This window comes from Infirmifilum tikiterense (assembly GCF_054696565.1).
Genome location: NZ_CP182482.1, coordinates 413,664 through 428,858, shown reverse-complemented (window position 1 = coordinate 428,858; position 15,195 = coordinate 413,664). Strand labels below are relative to the sequence as shown.

Below are 15,195 nucleotides of genomic sequence, written 5' to 3'. Positions count from 1 at the left end.
CATCGTCTTGGCTCTAAGGGCAACTAACCCGGCGGAGCCTCAGCCCGCCTCTCTTTGACCTAGCTTAGGTACAATAGGCGATCAAAGGGTTTTGTGGCGTCGAGCGCTGCAGCTTAAAGCTTCCGGGAGCTTATAATGTAACCCGTGTGAGTTACGCCAAGACTCTGCGGACGGAGTTCGCCGGGTTTCGGCTGGTACTTTCTCATCATTAGTTCAGTCACCTCCAACATCCTTAAACCGGTTTTTTTGAGGCTGTGTAGCGTTCTCTCAACCTGTGAAGTTGTCGGGACAAACGCGATGAGCGCTCCTCCATTGAGTAGCTTTGATGCGGCCTCCTCTACGACTTCCCAGGGGGACGGCATGTCCAGTACAACGGCGTCCAGATCGTCCTCCTCTATGCCGTCTCTGATGTCCTTGTTTTTTGGTGTGATGTACGGGAGAACCCCCAAGACCTCGAAATTCTTAAGCGCAACCTCGTAGAAGTCCTTTCGCACCTCGTATGTGTACACGCGCCCGCTGGGCCGCACGTACCACGCCAGCGTTGCGGCTAGGAAGCCGGTACCGGTGCCCGCCTCGACCACCCTGCTACCGGGACCCACACCAGCTTCGAGCAGTATGTAGCCGAGGTCCTTGGGGTATATCACCTGCGTTACGCGTTGCAACCCATCAAGCCTATCGACGAACCTGGTCCTGCTAACTACGAGCTTCTCGCCTACGTTAGTTTCAACGGTAGCTCCGTAAGGCAGCCCAATGAGCGTAGAAAGGTCGATGGAGCCGTGCGTCGTATGGAAAACTTTACCTCTTTCGACTCGGACCACGTAGCTTTTCCTCTCGTCGTAGTAAAGGAGTACCCACTCGCCCTCCCTGATGGTATCCACAGTCACGCACCGCGATCAAGCGTTGTATAGCTGTTTAAAAGGTTTGACTGGAGCTCGGGGATAACTTTATAAGACTAGCACCAGGAGAACACAGAAGGTGGTTTAACTGGTTAACGCGAAGTTCGTGCCGCCCAACATGCTGGTGGAGGAGCTCGCGAAGTACCTCAAGGAAAACGTGAAAGAGGTGCAGCCGCCGGAGTGGGCTTTCTATGCTAAGACAGGTCCTAGCCGCGAAAGGGTTCCTAGCGACCCTGACTGGTGGTATAAAAGGTGTGCCGCCCTCCTCAGAAAGGTCTACATATACGGTCCTGTAGGTATTGAGCGGCTACGCACGGCGTACGGCGGTAGGAGTAAGAACACGGTTAAGCGTAAACACTTCAGGAAGGGCGGAGGCTCTGCTATAAGGAAGGCTCTGCAACAGCTAGAGGCGGCGGGGCTCGTCGCGAAGACACCTAGGGGCAGAGTTGTAACGGACAAGGGTCGCTCGCTCGTGGACCGAATCGCCATTTCGCTGTTCAAGAAGTTAGCTGAGCAAAGGCCCGAGCTTAAGAAGTACATCGAGTAGTAGTTTCAGAATAATTTTTAGCTTGTTGTAGTCATCTACTGTTGGTGGCTATGAGCGAGTTCGAGGAATCCACGGAGCTGGAGGAGATCAAGAAGAGGAAGATGCTGGAGTACCAGAAAAAGCTCGCTGAAGCTCAGAGAGCGGAGGCTCAGCACGCGGCGGAGGAGGCTAAGCGCCAAGAGATTCTTCGGAGGATTCTCACCCCGGAGGCGCGCTCAAGGCTCTCTAACTTGAAGCTCGTAAAACCTGAACTCGTAGAGGCCCTTGAGATACAGCTCATCCAGCTTGCACAGAGCGGCTCCGTTAGATTACCGATTGACGATGAAACGTTAAAGCGGATTCTGTCAAGGCTCTCTGAGACAAGACAGGAGATACGCTTCCGAGTCGGTTTTGGATAAAGCTTTTATTAGCAACGATCTCTATGAATCGGGCGTCGGCTCATGGCTCACAATAAACCACTCGGGAAGAAAATACGGCTGGCGGCAGCTGTACGGGAGAACCAGCAAGTTCCAATATGGGTTATTGCTAAGACGCTGGGGAGAGTGCGGAGGAAACCTCGTCGTAACTGGCGTAGAAGCAGGATGCAGCATTAGCGAGGTGGTATCTGTATGCCTAAGTTAGCGGAAGGGGAGAACGTATTCACGACGACCATTCCTTTGCGCGACGCGTATAGGGCGCCTAGGAAGAAGAGAGCCAAAGTTGCGGTGCGGCTTGTTAGGGAGTGGGTTGCTAGGCACTTCCACATAAAGGGTGATGTGAAGGTTGGTAACAGGCTGAACGAGCTTATTTGGAGCAGGAGCATCGAGAAGCCTCCAAGACGCGTCACGGTAAACGTGAGAGTCAGCGTTGAGGAAGGGGAGGTTGTAGAGGCCGAAGTCGACCTGCCATCGCAAGCCAAAGAAGAGCGTAAAGAGTAGCGTTTGATATGTCGGTTGATCTTGCTGAAATTTTTGGAACGCCTCAGATCGGCGTCTTCGTCTTCATCAACGATGAGTTAGCACTGATACCTTTTGATGCGCCAAGCAAGTTCGAGGAGAAAGTCGTCGAAACGCTCAAAGTCGAGGCTCTGAGAGCAACCGTTGCCGGCTCCCGGTTGCTCGGCGTGTTGCTTTGCGGCAACAATAACGGCGTCGTGCTGCCGCGCACAGTCCTCGAGTCGGAGCTCAGATCCATAAAGCAGATGGGGCTAAACGTAGTCGTCCTGGAAGAGGTTAGAGAGACGGGCATCGGGAACCTCGTCCTGGCCAACGACAAGGGTTGCGTCGTAAGTCCACTCTTGCCCGAGAAAGCTGTCAAATCCGTGGAAGAAGCGCTGAGCGTCGAGTGCGAGGCGAGGTATCTTGGAGAAAGCCCCTTCGTGGGCTCCCTTGCAGTCGTGACAAATAAGGCCCTAGCCCTACCCCCGTTCGTGACAGACGAGGAGGTGTCCGAGCTTCAGTCAATACTGAAAGTCCAGGCGGGATTGCTCACGGTTAACAGGGGGAGGATGTTTCTTAGATCGGGGATGATTGCCAACACGAAAGGTGCGCTGGTCGGAAACGAGACAACTGGTCACGAGCTCATGCAGATCCAGAGGGTGCTCTTCCCGCCTTCGTGACCGCACCTGGCTCATCTGCTCCCTTCACTGGTCTGAGGGCCCCCTTGCGGGGTCATGGGTTCCCTAACGGCCCCCCTAACGGCCTTCAGCCCGCGTCGCCGCGGGCGCATTCCCTCCTCGCGCCGCGCTCGGGAAGGCTTAGCACTCGGAGATCGTCCGTGTGCGCGCTATGCCGACCGAGGAGGAGAGGCTGAATAAGGAGGCCTGGGAGAGGGGCTGAGCCTCTCGGAGTACTCCCACCTCATGCTCCTAGGCTGAAGACTTAAGGCCTTTTTTCCCTCCCCTCTTTTTCTGCCCTCATGAAGTAGAATTTGACGTTATCGCTCGCTTTTTCCAGTCCTTCTGAAATGATTCTTTAGCCAGCTCCCGTCCGAAGAGTTTCTCCAGCACTCGCCTGCCCCTCCTTTTCTGCCCCCACTGGCCCCCTTAACTCTTCGTCATCTTTGGTCGGCCTCGGGGTGGCCCCACGGGGGCGTCGCATCGCCCTCTTCGGGCCTGCCCCTAGCGGGGCTTCCGGGGAGGAGCGTCCGGCGGCCGCGGCGCCCATTGCGGGCAGCGGCGGCCAACCGCGGGCCAGAGCCTCTAGTTGCTCTGCTTTTTCTGGCTGCTTAGGCGGTAGTGCCTCGCCAGCTTTTCGGCTAGCTCCTCGACTTCGCTTTCCTCTATGAATAGCTTTAGTGCGTGCAACACTGGAACGCTGTCCCTCTCGAAGGCTCTGCCGCAGCCCGTGCACTTCATAACCCTTGTTTCACCTCTCCTCTCTGCCTTCTCGAGCTTGGCCCCGCAGAGCGGGCACCTCTTTGAGGGCAATGTCCTCCCGATCACGGGAATGCCGTGGAAGCCCAGCGAGTTCTCCAGCCTCCCCGTGAAGCTACGCAGAGTCCTCTGAAGGCTGCTGTTGCGGAGCGACTCGTCGAAGGGGACGTCCACGAAGACTAACGCCCTTCTACCCTTAAGCTCCTTGGCCACCTCCGCGACAGCTTTCAGCAATGCGGCCCTGCGGCGCCTGTACGCCTTCCTCAGCGCGCAACGGGCAGTGGCCCACGCGCCAGGGCTCCTGGACTCAGCCGCGGCTCGTTGCAACAGCTTAATCCTCCTCCAGTTCACCTCAGGCACCTTGAACCTCCTTACGGTGAAGCCGCCGTTGCGGAGGTCGTAGGCGAGGAAGTAGAATCCGTGGCTACTGTTCACGTCCACGACCGCTATCGCGTCGAGACTCTCGAGCAGCTCCTCCACGCCTAAGCTGTGGGAGCAGTGGAGCACGACGCTCACCTGCCCATCGCTCTTCACGGCAACGTACCTCGTCAGCCTCCCCCCAGACTCCCTGCAAGCCTCCTCCTGCCTCTGCAACCACTCCACACCGCGCTCGGGCAACGGAATGCTGTAGACCCTCCTGTAGAGCCTTATAATCAGCTCTTTTCCCCGAAGGTCTGCTCCATGATGCTTCAGCGTCCACGAGAGCAGCGGGAACCGCAGGTAGCTCTTCCTCTTCGGCGTAGCGCTAGGCACTACCATGTCGTCGAAGGTCACCCTGTAAGCCCACGGCACCTCTTTCCACGCAACTTCTAGCTTCGCGTCGCCGAGGCCAAGCAGCCTCTGCCAGTAGCGCATCGAGGCCCTCGGCTGGTACACACGCTCTATGAAGTCTTTGAGCTCCTCCGGCAGCTCCGCCTCGAATTTCAGCACCCTGTACCCTTCTACCGCTAATTTGCCGTTACGGGGGTCAGCCATGCCACTCCCCCCATCCGCCCCCACCCCCGGAGAGGCGGAGTGCGGGGGAGGAGCAGCACAGCCAACCCCCGCAATGCTCGTGAACGGTATTTAGTGCCGTAGCGTGTAGCGTTGACGCGCACACTCCAAGCGCCCTCAGCCGCGCAGGCACGTACAAGTCACAAACGCTCACAGAGCCTGTGATCGGCCCAACCCCTCCCCAGACACCCCGAGGCACCAGGGGGGCCAGCAGCGGGCCAGCGGTGGGGGGCTCAATGCGGCAAGCGGCCCCCGCGCCACACCCCACAGCCCCGCGCACCCCCAACGCGGAGCCAGGGCGTGGCGCCGCCTCCGCTGCGGTTGCGGCCCGTCCACCCCCAGGGGGCAGGGGGCCGGCTGCCAGGGGGCGGCGGGGTAGGGCAGCCCGAGAGCAAGAGCCCCCCGCCCTAGCCCGCGCCCAGGCCCCTACGAGCGGAGCGCGGCCCCGCGTGCCGGCACTTTCACGCCTCCGCTGCCGCGCTGGGAGCCCTCGCGGGGATCCCTGGGGGCGCGGCGCTTCATTGACGTAGCCCGCCACCCCCCTCGCGGGGGGCCCGGCCCCCCACCCAGCCCAGTCCCGCCACGTCCCGGAGGAGCGTGGAATGGTGGGCTGGGCGGGTAAAAAAGGGTTGTTTTTAAAGGGGCTCGCTCTCGGGCTCCCAGGCCCCGGCCGCCTCTCCCCCCTGAGCGCTAGTGCATTGGGGGTCGGCGTAGCCTAGGTGCCCGGGGCCGGCGTCTGCATGCTAGCCGCTTAACCCCCCGCTCACTCTCTTTTCCCCGAGAGTGCAGGCGCCCCTCTTCCCCCCGCTACGGGCGCCAGTTTTCTCGGGGAAGCACGGTGTTGGCCGCGGCGCCCTCGGCCGGTTCACCCCTTCACCGGCCAGCTGCTGCGGCTCGCGGCCTCACAGTGACTGTCGAGGGGCCTGCTTAATAGCTTTGCGCCTCTTGTTGTTTTTGGATTTACAGCATGAATGGTTTTATTCCGATAGCAGGGCTTTCGCCGGGAAAGTTGAGAGAGTGGGCAATGAGCACTGGCTCGTCAAGGGGCTCGCTGAGCTGGGCGACACCTACCCCTGGTACAACGTGTGGATAAGCGGGGGAAAGTACAGGTGCGACTGCTTCTCCAGCGCGTACGGCTACGTCAGGAAGGCTAGAATATGCAGCCACATAGCTACGGTGATGCTGCACAGGAGGCAGCTGAGGCTCAGTGTGTAGCCTGTGGCTCGGCTCGGGTAATAGCCAATTTTAGCCCGGAGGGCTCGCCCGCGAACCTGAAGAGCTCCTCCACCCTCTCCTCCCCGGGCTCGACAAGCAGGACGTGGGTCTCGGTCAAGGTGCCCTTGAGCGGGAAGGTGTAGCGGAGCGTCAGGAGTACGATGAGCCTGCTCACGCCGGCGAGGCCGCTGCCCAGCTTCAGGTAGGCGTCGAGGAGCGCGCTCCGCTCGCCCGGGATGTACACCGCGAACCCCGAGGGGCTGTCGTCGCGCCGCTTGACCAGGCGCGCCCGCCCGCTAGCGCACAGGAGCCCGCCGGAGCCGCCGCCCCGGCTATTCGCGTCGGCGAGGGCGATGAACTCACCCTTAACGCAGCCGCCCTCCTCGGCTTCTCTTTCCAGCACGAAGCTTAGAAACAGGTCACCGGAATCACCCCGCCTCGCTTCGCAAACGCGTGCCTTAGAAGGCTTGGGAGGCAGGGGCGCAGGTACATGTGAAGCAAGAAGGTCAATAGACCAGTCAAGGGGGAATTTAAGCGCGAATGATGCGAGTGATGCCATGCCTTTTAGGAAATCGATAAGGTATAGTTCCGTGGGAGGGCGGGGGCTTATATTCACAGTAAACTTCAGATACAATAGATACAATCCTACAGGTACAGCTAGTATGATTACGAGTAAGAGCAGGTACTTAAGCTCGATTGAAGAGCTCGGAGTTACAATAAATAGTACTATCGTTACGGAGACCATAAGCAGAATTACGAACAGAGCGAGTAGTGGGGGGATGAGAACGAGGATGAGTGCTGTGACGAGGCCCCAAACCGAGGCCGTCAAGGAAAATCTCATGTTCAACTCCTTTTCCAAGAGCTCGAATGAAGCCCAGCGAGTGCTCGGGGACTCGATCAAGGAATACGGGAGCTGCACGAATCCAATAAGAACTAGAAAACAAGCAAGAAGATATAGATAAGACGCGAGTGGGCTCCCCGGGGGTATAGTTCTTATGTAGAAGACGAGACCTGTAAGAAACAGACCGATAATAACACTACCGACGAGGTCAGTTCGGCTCTTGGAGTGCGCCTTAAACCTCGACGAGTATTCGAGGAATCTCCGTGAAATAGGGTATAGGTGGAGTGTGCCTAAGCTTAGTGCTAGACTCCCCCAACCGATTAATTTCCAGTAAGTAGCTTCACTAGGATCCTGCGGTGTGAAAAGGAGGGGGAATGCAGCCGTAGAGGCGAAGTATAAGGCGGCGACGAGGAGCACACGCCCCCACGGGAAGCGGGGCTCCGGGAGCGGCTGGAACTCTGCCTCCCGCTGAGGCTTGCCCGCGCTCTCCATGGAGACAGCTCCGAGCAGATCCTAGGGGAGGCAGACTTATAAACCTAGCGGCGAGGCGCTCCGCGGCTAGGTCAGTTTTAAGTACCAGTTCCGTGTGACTTTCCCGTGCCTGGCCGCGCTTTCCTGTACGTGGGCGACGTCTTCAAACCGCTAAGGCTAAGCCTGGGTGAGGTGCTTGAAGCGTGGGAAAGGGACAGGCTGGCTCTCTTCGAGCTGGTGAAAAGTGATGTGGAGAGGGAGCTCGGGGAGGTGAGGGGCGTGAGGCTGCTGGGCGCCTTCCTCGACCCGTCGTCGATGACGGCGGTGGTGGAGTACCTGGTGGGGCTCGCCGGTGGCGGGGAGTGCAGCGTGAAGGTCGTGCACGCCGAAGACCCTGGCCGGGCACTGATGGAGTACTACAGGGCCGAGAGGGAGGGCAGGCTCGCGAGGTAGACTAGCAGCGTAGGCCACGCTACCGGCTCTCCGCGGCTCAATAGCCCAGCTCTCGAAGCGGTGGCCCCAGCGGGGCGCCTTTTGCTCCGCTCTAGCAGCCGACCTACTCCTCGACCAGCTCGGCGACGTAGCACTCCTCGACGAGGCCTCCGTGCTCCCAGAGGGCCGCTGCTACGAGTAGCCTGCCCCGGTGCCTCACCACCTTGACCACGAGGCCCTCGTATGGGTCCGGCTCCGGCAGCACTATTGCGTCTCCGGCCTCCTCGTACTCTTGCAGTGCCCTCAGCCTCCCGGGGTCGAGCCCCCGGACCTGCCTCTCGACAGCCCTCCTCACCTCCCCGCCCAGCCTAACGCCGGGATCGGGGAACCACCTCACCCTCAGCATATCCGGCTCACTACACACACCTAGCCGCAGACTTATAAGGTTGCCAGAGGCCTCAGCCTTAAGTGCCTACCTCGACCACCTCTTGCTCTTCTCAATCACCCTCAAGCACTGCCTTCTCAGGTTGTCTAGTACTCTTCTTATATACTTATAAAAGATAGCTTAAGCAATAAAACCATAGGTGTGCTTTCAGGCCCGATTAGTATAGCGTATGCTGAACTCCCGTTTTCTACCCAAGGGTTCAACTCGAGGATTTAGAGGAGACAGTTGTAGGCTTCCAGCCGGTATGCTCCGAGGCGAGCCTAAATGCACCGCTAATGCACCTGGAAAAATTCTAGAATACCGAGCCATACCTTAGGCTCTGAGCTTTTCTTTCCTCCGTTTCGAGATAACAGGTTGCCCACAACCTTAACAATGTTCTGAGCCTTCTGCTGTAAAATGGATAACCGATAACCTCTTGAGATTCTACCTCAATAAAGTAAAGTATAAGTTCCCAGTAGACTCTCAAAGAAATGAATGCAGACAATGCCATCCGTCCATCAGGTCATAAAGTTCTGGGCTAGAAAACCCGTGGGGATTTACCTAAGAGAAGTAAAAGGTGCTAAGCTTATCCTTGACCCATTCGCGGGTTCTGGCACTGTAGGAGAGGCGGCTGTAAAAGTAGGAAGTTCCGCGGTATTAGCCGACATAAATCCGGTCGCTGTTTTCATCTCTTGGACTCTTCTAAATAAACACACACTCAAAGAGAAAACTCTAAGGGAGATCCAAGAGCTTTGCATAGAGCTAGAGAGGGAAGCTTATACACTATCGACCAATGGTCAAAGAAAGGTTCTCAAGTATGCAGTGTGGGTAACGGAGTTTCAATGTCCTCAATGCGGTAGCTGGGTTGACCCCCGCCGAGCGAGATATAATAAAAAACTGAAGTGTGAGAGTTGTGGTGCATTATTTCAACCCGCTTTATCTGCAGATAAGAGAGATAAGGTGGTATCGCTCTTCCTCGAGGAAGGGCTTATAGAGGAGCAGAGACTGATTGAAGACTACCAGGAGAGTGAAAAAACCTTCACTATAACATCGTGGCATCCGGAGGGAGAATTTAAGTACGATGAACTCGGGAGGGAATTCAGAGAGCATCCCGGAATTCTGGCGCCTAAGCTTGAGGACCTCTTCACTAAGAGGAATCTATACGTTGCTTCAAAACTGTATGAGGTAATAGAAGATTTCTGGGCGGAGGATGAAGACCAAGGGGATCTTCTCAAACTAGCCTTCATAGCGGCTCTTCCGCAAGCTACAAAGATGATTCCACACACAGATTCTAGCGGTCCTTCGTGGAAGTTGCCGAGGTACTGGATTCCGTATATAAGGGAGGAGAGGAACTTCTGCAAGAGCTTCCTACGCAGGTTAATCCTGGTCCGCAACTTCAAGAATAACTGGGCTAGGGTCGCTGAGGACTACGACGTGAGTGCCCACTTTGACTACAACAGCCTGCCGAAGCTTCCGCTTAAGATGAAGAGGAGAGTCCTAATCCTCAGATGCGATGCACGCGACTTACTGGAATCGAAAACCAGGGCAGATGTTATCGTAATGGATCCGCCACATTATGATGAAATCCACTATTACGAGCTACTCTACCTATGGCAGAAGTGGCTGGAAGGCAGGTACAGAGATACCAGGTTCAGCGATTACTCCTTTTGGCGCCATGAAATAGACATCAACAGAGTTGTCGGGAGGAAGCTCTCTGACTACCTGTCCAGCATAGTTCTACTAGTCAATAAGTCAAAGAAGCTGGTTAGAAAAGGGGGTAGGATCGTACTGATCCTACACAACAGAAGCTCTAGGACGTTTAGCAGGACCGTCGACATACTCCGGAAAGAGATTGACGGATCCTTTAAGATAGAAATTGAGAAGTACTTCCCTAAGCTCAGGTCGTCGGCGCAGGGGGTACACGGGAAGGATAAGTTCCTCTACCTGATAAGGCTAGAGAGAATTTAAATAGGGTTAGCGTTAGCCCATAGATTCTCGAACATCTTCACGTTCTCCTCCACCGTCTTCGGCTCCATCTTAACCTCGATATGCTCTAGGTTCCTAAAGAGTCCGCTCTCCGTTAGGTTTGCGGAACCTGTCACCGCTATCTTCTTGTCAATGATGTAAATCTTAGCGTGTAGGCTCTCAACGATCCTCACCTCTAGAGAGTCGCTAGTGCTCAGCTTAAGAATCTCTAGCGCTTCAAGATGGTGCTCTAGCTCGCCTTCGGGGGGCGCGGACGTCAAAACTCTTACCTTAACCCCTTCTTTCGACTTCTCTATGAGCATCCTAGCGTATCTCGGAGAGATGAAGGGGCTCGAGATATCAAGAGAGCTCCTAGCCCCCATGAGGAGAGGCTCGAGGATTCTCCCAACGCTCCTAGAGGTATCGTTAATTCCCTTAGATAGAATGCTTCGGAGGTGCTTAGTAAACTCTTGGAGAAGCATTTTGCTAGTTGTAAGCACCTGGTATATTCCCTCGTTGCAGTGTTTCTCGAGTCTAACGCAGGCATTGCAACCGTCCCAGCAGAGACGGAAGCCGTTCTTCTCAAGCACGTCGTCGAAGTAGTCCTCAATATCTTGGATTAAGTCTTCTCTAACCTTATTGCTCGCCAATAACACGATTCTGGCCAGGGCTATGTCAAGCTCTAACCCTGCGTTCTCCAGCTCGTCTCTGAAGCTACGAACTATATCATCTACCTTGATCAGCCTGTCTGCTTTCCCCGGATCCTCAACTTTGAGCCTTCTAATAGTCGTTGCTATCAGCCTAGTAGCTTCGCTCTTACGCTCAGCTGATATCTTGTCGAAGTCTTTGTCGTGCATGTCTAAGAAGACATCAAGCCACCCAGTGAACTCTAACAGGAAAGCAGGCAAACCCTTTCTTTTAACATGTTTAACAACCGTATCCACTATCCCAAGCCGGCCGTTCTTAGCGTTCTCCACCAAGAAGATCTTCGCACTGTTCTTGTAGTAATATCTTGTGAGTATAAAGTTGTAGTCTACTCCGACCAGCCAATAGAGAATGTACTGCGTCAGCATGTGAGTTAGCGAGTGTAACAGTAGTCTCCGGGCGAAGCTAAGAATGTCATCGTCTATCTCCTTCCTCTTGTAGTACTTGGCAAATTCCTCGGCCTCCTCACCCCTCTCCGACATTATGTTGGTTAACGCTCTAGCGAGTCTATCATAGTCAAGCCTTCTCCCCAGGCTCTTTAAGAGGACGTATTTAAGAGCTATGCTCCTTCTTATCTCGTCATTCTCAAGGAGTATAGTCTTTATTTCATTGTCGAGCCACTCCATTATGAAAGAGAACTCCAGTAGCGACGTCGGTATCGAGTACCCTATCTTGGAGCTATCGTCGAAGTATATCCTGATGGTAGGCCTAGCCCTAATGAACCAAGTTCCCATCTCTACTCCGTACCACACGGACTCTATCCTGCGCTTATCGTAAGCGCTAAAGGTTATTAGACCGGTTGGAAGCGCTTCTCTATAAGAAGGTATGCCGCCGAGGCCCGGGTCTACGCTTCTTAGGGGGTATACCTTCGGATAGGGCTTCCTTCTAAAGTACTTCGCACTCCAGAACCTCTCTCCATCACACATACTGCCTATTCTCAGAGGACAGTTTCTATACGGACACTCGAGGTCGTAGGGATCGGTTGACATAGCCAGCCCTTTATAGCAGAAGTAGACGTAGTCGAGCCTTATACGCCAGGATCCTCTGGGACCAAGCTCCACGGGCGCCTGCCTCTCCCTCTCCCTTAAGACCTCTAAGACTCTCTCCTTACTCATCACGCCTTTCAGTTGCTCCTCCAGCCCAGAGCTGCCCAGCTTGAGGAAAAATACGTACCTGTCCCTTCCGCTGGTGTCCACTATCTCTAGCTCCAGAGACCTCCGCGTTACATCGACAAGTTTTAGTGTGTTTAGCTGCAGTATCCTACCGATCGGGTCGTACTTCCCTATGATTACGTCCTTATTCCCACGGCCCAGAGTCTTAGTGAGAACATTTCTCCATGAATTATCGGTAACTCCTTTAGGCTTTACTAACCATACGTGTCTCGCGCCTAGAATCCTTGTCACTTCTTCGTCCTTCTCTCTTTCATATTCACACTTACTTAGCTCGAAGGGCGGAACCCTATACATCAGGCTCGTTATTGAGACGTTCGTCGGCGCGCCTTCTCCTCGAGGCTCTTCGACGTTTTCGTAGCTAACCTTGCTCAGGTGGTGGTCTATAGTCTCTATGCCTAACCCCCTGTAGCCCACGATACCCTCGACTACGACTCTGCCCCCGCCCTGCGTGACTGGTAGCTCGGTAAGCGATAATAGGTTGATGATGTCCTCAGGCATGCTCCTAGTCCTTTTAACGAGGTTTACAAACTTCTCTATGACCGGTTTCTTCTCTCTAACCTCACGTAAGGAACTCCATATTTCAGCTGAAATTCTGTGAAGCCTTTCTACGAGCTTCTCTTCTCCGGTTGTCGAGAGTCTCCCTATCTCTTGGTATAGTTTCATTTGGGCCTTGCTGAGGTATGCCTCAATCCTGTCAGCGATTCTCTCAAGCTCCCCAAAGCTCATAGCATCACCCCGATGTGGCACGCCAAATCAAGCCAAGCATCTCTCGCGACTCTCTCTCTAAGTCCCGGTCACCAATCTTCCACGCGAGCACGGTTAGTCGTCTGGCCAATTTCCTTACGTTAGCTAGAACCCCGTAAGCATCTAAGATGGTGTCATGAGCCTTCCTCCACTCCTCTACTCTCTTCGGGATTGCTCTCAACTCTCTCCTAATATCCTCTACCACCTCTTGGGGTGGATCTTCATCCCTTTCAGTTCGAGAAGCCAATACGGCGAGCTTTTCCTTCGTCTTATCGATAAAGTCGAGTATCTTGTAGACAAACTCGTCTAGATCTTTTAGCCTACCGTCGGTTCGTAGGATGCATGTATCGATGCCGTTACGCGCCATCTCGTCGAATACCGTGAAAAGTGCGTGATACTTTTTGACCGCGATGTTCCTCCAGGCGACTGGTATGTCCTTCTTCCTGTAGCCCTCTATCAGATCCTCGGGCTTGTACAAATAGTAGAGTTCTAGAGGGGTGTTCCTCAGCAGAATGATTGCGAGTGTGGTATTGAGGGTCTTTTTGCGGTCCCTACCAGCCCTGCCGATCCTCTGGGGTATACTCTCTAACATGAAGGGAATGCCTATTGTTGCAACTATGCTCACGTTAGGGTAGTCTACGCCGAGTTCTAGTGTCGAAGTCGATATTAGCACTCCTAATCTCCCATCCACAAATTCCCTTTCTATAATCTCTCTGTCTTTCACGTTGGCGTGGTGAAGCTTTACATAGTTGTAAATCTCGATGGGTGTGTTGTATGGATCAAACGTGTCCCCTCTTTTCATGTATACCTGGTAATTGTATGGATCATCTGGGTCAGCGACAATATTTGCGTCGAAGTGGTCCTTAGGTTCTTGGTAATAGAGTGCCGCTACCCTGAGCATCTGGCTATGTACCCGGTAGAGCTCTCTGAGGCTGTCTATGAAGATAACGCTCTGGAGCCCTCTGTATTTGAAGACCGTGGCTAAGAGTAGCGCTAGCTCATATACGGCGGTCTCCCAAGAGCGCTGTGGGTGTACCGCCATTATGAGATAGACCACCTTCTTTTTCGCTCTTTTCTTGCCAGCTTCCACCACCTCGAACTCTTTACTCGGCTCGAGGTCTAGTATGTTCTTTCCGAACTCCTCGGGCTTCGATATCGTAGCCGAGGAGAGAACGATCATAGGCTCGCCGCTCGAGGCCAGCTTGAGCCTCTTAAGCAGGTACCTAACGTTCCCTCCAAGTAGCGACTGATACACGTGTGCCTCGTCGAGAACTATTATTGACAGGCCTTTGAAGAGGGCGTAATCATGCTCTATTGTCCTGCTAGGAAGCCTGAAATCTAGCGTCCAGACGTTAGTTATAAGTATGTCTGGCTTCTCACTCCATATCTGCTCTCTGTAGCCGTATATCCAGTCGAACCTTCTCCCACAGTGCCTGCACCTTATCCCCTTAAACCCGCTAGCCACGAAGTACTCAAGGCTCCCATCGCTGTAGGGGCATATAGCGCCCCTGTAAGATGTTCTCGACCTAACACCTCGCTCCCAGGGGGTCTCGCCATCGTCTATGCCTATCGTTATCTCCGTGTTTAAGCCCTTTACATGCTTAAAATAGTAGTTTATCCTGTAGAGTATGGCGATGATTTTGTTGAGCTGATCTCTCTCCAGAGCTTTCCTTGGGTAGATAATGAGAGCTTTTACCCTCTTCTCTCCCTCTCCCCCCTGTAGCTTTGCTTCTATGATTTTAGCTAAAATTGGTATTAGGAAAGCGTATGTTTTACCTCCAGATGTGGGAGCGATTAGTATGTAGGCCCTCTTGTCGCCCTTCAAGAGCGCCCTTATTGCTCTGAGCTGGAAGTCGGAGAAGCCCGCTATCCTGCCCGGCTCCCTGGGATTGACATCTTTAAAAATGGCGTACTCGAGCGCTTCATACACTTCTGGATCCACTGCGTCCCTCAAGGCCGCGAAGGGGTGGTCGTCGAAACGCGGTATCTCCTCGTCTCTAACGTATACCTTAGCCTCGAGCGGGTACCTAAGGCTACCGTGCTCTATTCTGATGTTGGAAGCCCTATACGCTATGTCGAAGTGAAGCGTCCTGTACTTATCTCCTCCTATTCTCACTATGAATCCTCTCTCCAGAAGATCTCGGAAGATCTCCCCCGCCTCTGTTGGGGGTTTAGAGAGACACGATGAGATAATGCCTATAGCCTCATTGTAACTGTGCCAAGAATCCTCAAAACGCTCATTACTATTAACATACTTCCTGTACTCGAGGTCGATAAGCGCGTGATATGCATCAACAATCTCGTCCTCAGTCGGGATGTTCACCACCAGATACCGGATTAAGTAATTGTACCCGTATTTCCTAATAAGTTTTATGGCTAATGTTATATGAAGGCGGCAACTGAAGAATATAGAAGACATGGAAAAAGGAACTCCCGT

The 15,195-nt window shown here is 54.3% G+C and carries 14 protein-coding genes; 8 read left to right on the top strand and 6 right to left on the bottom strand.

Annotated features, from left to right (window positions below; genetic code table 11):
* Positions 1-113: 113 nt before the first annotated feature.
* Positions 114-878 (bottom strand): tRNA (adenine-N1)-methyltransferase, encoded by a 765-nt coding sequence (locus ACNO7C_RS02305; RefSeq protein WP_460025405.1) that lies wholly within the window; start codon positions 876-878, stop codon positions 114-116.
* 106 nt (positions 879-984) lie between these two features.
* On the opposite strand from ACNO7C_RS02305, the gene ACNO7C_RS02300 reads away from it, so the two are divergent.
* From ACNO7C_RS02300 to ACNO7C_RS02280, 5 genes are read left to right on the top strand one after another with little or no spacing between them, the layout of a single operon-like run.
* The gene (locus ACNO7C_RS02300; RefSeq protein WP_460025886.1) at positions 985-1,443 is read left to right on the top strand and encodes a 30S ribosomal protein S19e; all 459 of its coding nucleotides are present in this window, start codon (positions 985-987) and stop codon (positions 1,441-1,443) included.
* A 50-nt stretch (positions 1,444-1,493) separates the two neighbouring features.
* Positions 1,494-1,841 (top strand): DNA-binding protein, encoded by a 348-nt coding sequence (locus tag ACNO7C_RS02295; protein ID WP_460025404.1) that lies wholly within the window; start codon positions 1,494-1,496, stop codon positions 1,839-1,841.
* A 42-nt stretch (positions 1,842-1,883) separates the two neighbouring features.
* A complete protein-coding gene (locus ACNO7C_RS02290) occupies positions 1,884-2,036 on the top strand; it encodes a 50S ribosomal protein L39e (RefSeq protein ID WP_460025403.1) in 153 nt (50 codons plus the stop codon).
* 15 nt (positions 2,037-2,051) lie between these two features.
* On the top strand, positions 2,052-2,360 hold the full coding sequence (locus ACNO7C_RS02285) for a 50S ribosomal protein L31e (protein WP_460025402.1): 309 nt from the start codon (positions 2,052-2,054) through the stop codon (positions 2,358-2,360).
* A gap of 8 nt (positions 2,361-2,368) precedes the next feature.
* Positions 2,369-3,040, top strand: a complete 672-nt coding sequence (locus ACNO7C_RS02280) for a translation initiation factor IF-6 (RefSeq protein ID WP_460025401.1) — start codon at positions 2,369-2,371, stop codon at positions 3,038-3,040.
* Positions 3,041-3,622: 582 nt separating this feature from the next.
* On the opposite strand, the gene ACNO7C_RS02275 is transcribed toward ACNO7C_RS02280, so the two are convergent.
* Complete coding sequence (locus tag ACNO7C_RS02275; RefSeq protein ID WP_460025400.1) at positions 3,623-4,771, bottom strand: transposase family protein; 1,149 nt, start codon at positions 4,769-4,771, stop codon at positions 3,623-3,625.
* A gap of 972 nt (positions 4,772-5,743) precedes the next feature.
* Here ACNO7C_RS02275 and ACNO7C_RS02270 point away from each other — a divergent pair.
* Entirely contained in the window at positions 5,744-6,004 is a 261-nt protein-coding gene (locus ACNO7C_RS02270; RefSeq protein WP_460025399.1) for an SWIM zinc finger family protein, read from the top strand.
* Here ACNO7C_RS02270 and ACNO7C_RS02265 read toward each other — a convergent pair.
* The gene (locus ACNO7C_RS02265; protein ID WP_460025398.1) at positions 5,994-7,337 is read right to left on the bottom strand and encodes a hypothetical protein; all 1,344 of its coding nucleotides are present in this window, start codon (positions 7,335-7,337) and stop codon (positions 5,994-5,996) included. The genes ACNO7C_RS02270 and ACNO7C_RS02265 overlap by 11 nt on opposite strands.
* A 105-nt stretch (positions 7,338-7,442) precedes the next feature.
* Here ACNO7C_RS02265 and ACNO7C_RS02260 point away from each other — a divergent pair, with 105 nt between their 5' ends.
* A complete protein-coding gene (locus ACNO7C_RS02260) occupies positions 7,443-7,769 on the top strand; it encodes a hypothetical protein (protein WP_460025397.1) in 327 nt (108 codons plus the stop codon).
* Between the two features lie 103 nt (positions 7,770-7,872).
* On the opposite strand, the gene ACNO7C_RS02255 is transcribed toward ACNO7C_RS02260, so the two are convergent.
* Entirely contained in the window at positions 7,873-8,154 is a 282-nt protein-coding gene (locus tag ACNO7C_RS02255) for a hypothetical protein (protein WP_460025396.1), read from the bottom strand.
* 513 nt (positions 8,155-8,667) lie between these two features.
* Here ACNO7C_RS02255 and ACNO7C_RS02250 point away from each other — a divergent pair.
* On the top strand, positions 8,668-10,140 hold the full coding sequence (locus ACNO7C_RS02250) for a hypothetical protein (RefSeq protein WP_460025395.1): 1,473 nt from the start codon (positions 8,668-8,670) through the stop codon (positions 10,138-10,140).
* On the opposite strand, the gene ACNO7C_RS02245 is transcribed toward ACNO7C_RS02250, so the two are convergent.
* Positions 10,137-12,740, bottom strand: a complete 2,604-nt coding sequence (locus tag ACNO7C_RS02245; RefSeq protein WP_460025394.1) for a phospholipase D-like domain-containing protein — start codon at positions 12,738-12,740, stop codon at positions 10,137-10,139. The two genes, ACNO7C_RS02250 and ACNO7C_RS02245, sit on opposite strands and share 4 nt — an antisense overlap.
* Positions 12,741-12,744: 4 nt before the next feature.
* A complete protein-coding gene (locus ACNO7C_RS02240) occupies positions 12,745-15,177 on the bottom strand; it encodes a DEAD/DEAH box helicase (RefSeq protein ID WP_460025393.1) in 2,433 nt (810 codons plus the stop codon).
* Positions 15,178-15,195: the final 18 nt, after the last annotated feature.

Coding starts and splice junctions, on each gene's coding strand:
- ACNO7C_RS02265 (WP_460025398.1), bottom strand. CDS start 7,337: ATGGAGAGCGCGGGCAAGCCTCAGCGGGAGGCAGAGTTCCAGCCGCTC.
- ACNO7C_RS02285 (WP_460025402.1), top strand. CDS start 2,052: ATGCCTAAGTTAGCGGAAGGGGAGAACGTATTCACGACGACCATTCCT.
- ACNO7C_RS02250 (WP_460025395.1), top strand. CDS start 8,668: ATGCAGACAATGCCATCCGTCCATCAGGTCATAAAGTTCTGGGCTAGA.
- ACNO7C_RS02295 (WP_460025404.1), top strand. CDS start 1,494: ATGAGCGAGTTCGAGGAATCCACGGAGCTGGAGGAGATCAAGAAGAGG.
- ACNO7C_RS02245 (WP_460025394.1), bottom strand. CDS start 12,740: ATGAGCTTTGGGGAGCTTGAGAGAATCGCTGACAGGATTGAGGCATAC.
- ACNO7C_RS02290 (WP_460025403.1), top strand. CDS start 1,884: ATGGCTCACAATAAACCACTCGGGAAGAAAATACGGCTGGCGGCAGCT.
- ACNO7C_RS02240 (WP_460025393.1), bottom strand. CDS start 15,177: ATGTCTTCTATATTCTTCAGTTGCCGCCTTCATATAACATTAGCCATA.
- ACNO7C_RS02255 (WP_460025396.1), bottom strand. CDS start 8,154: ATGCTGAGGGTGAGGTGGTTCCCCGATCCCGGCGTTAGGCTGGGCGGG.
- ACNO7C_RS02275 (WP_460025400.1), bottom strand. CDS start 4,771: ATGGCTGACCCCCGTAACGGCAAATTAGCGGTAGAAGGGTACAGGGTG.
- ACNO7C_RS02280 (WP_460025401.1), top strand. CDS start 2,369: ATGTCGGTTGATCTTGCTGAAATTTTTGGAACGCCTCAGATCGGCGTC.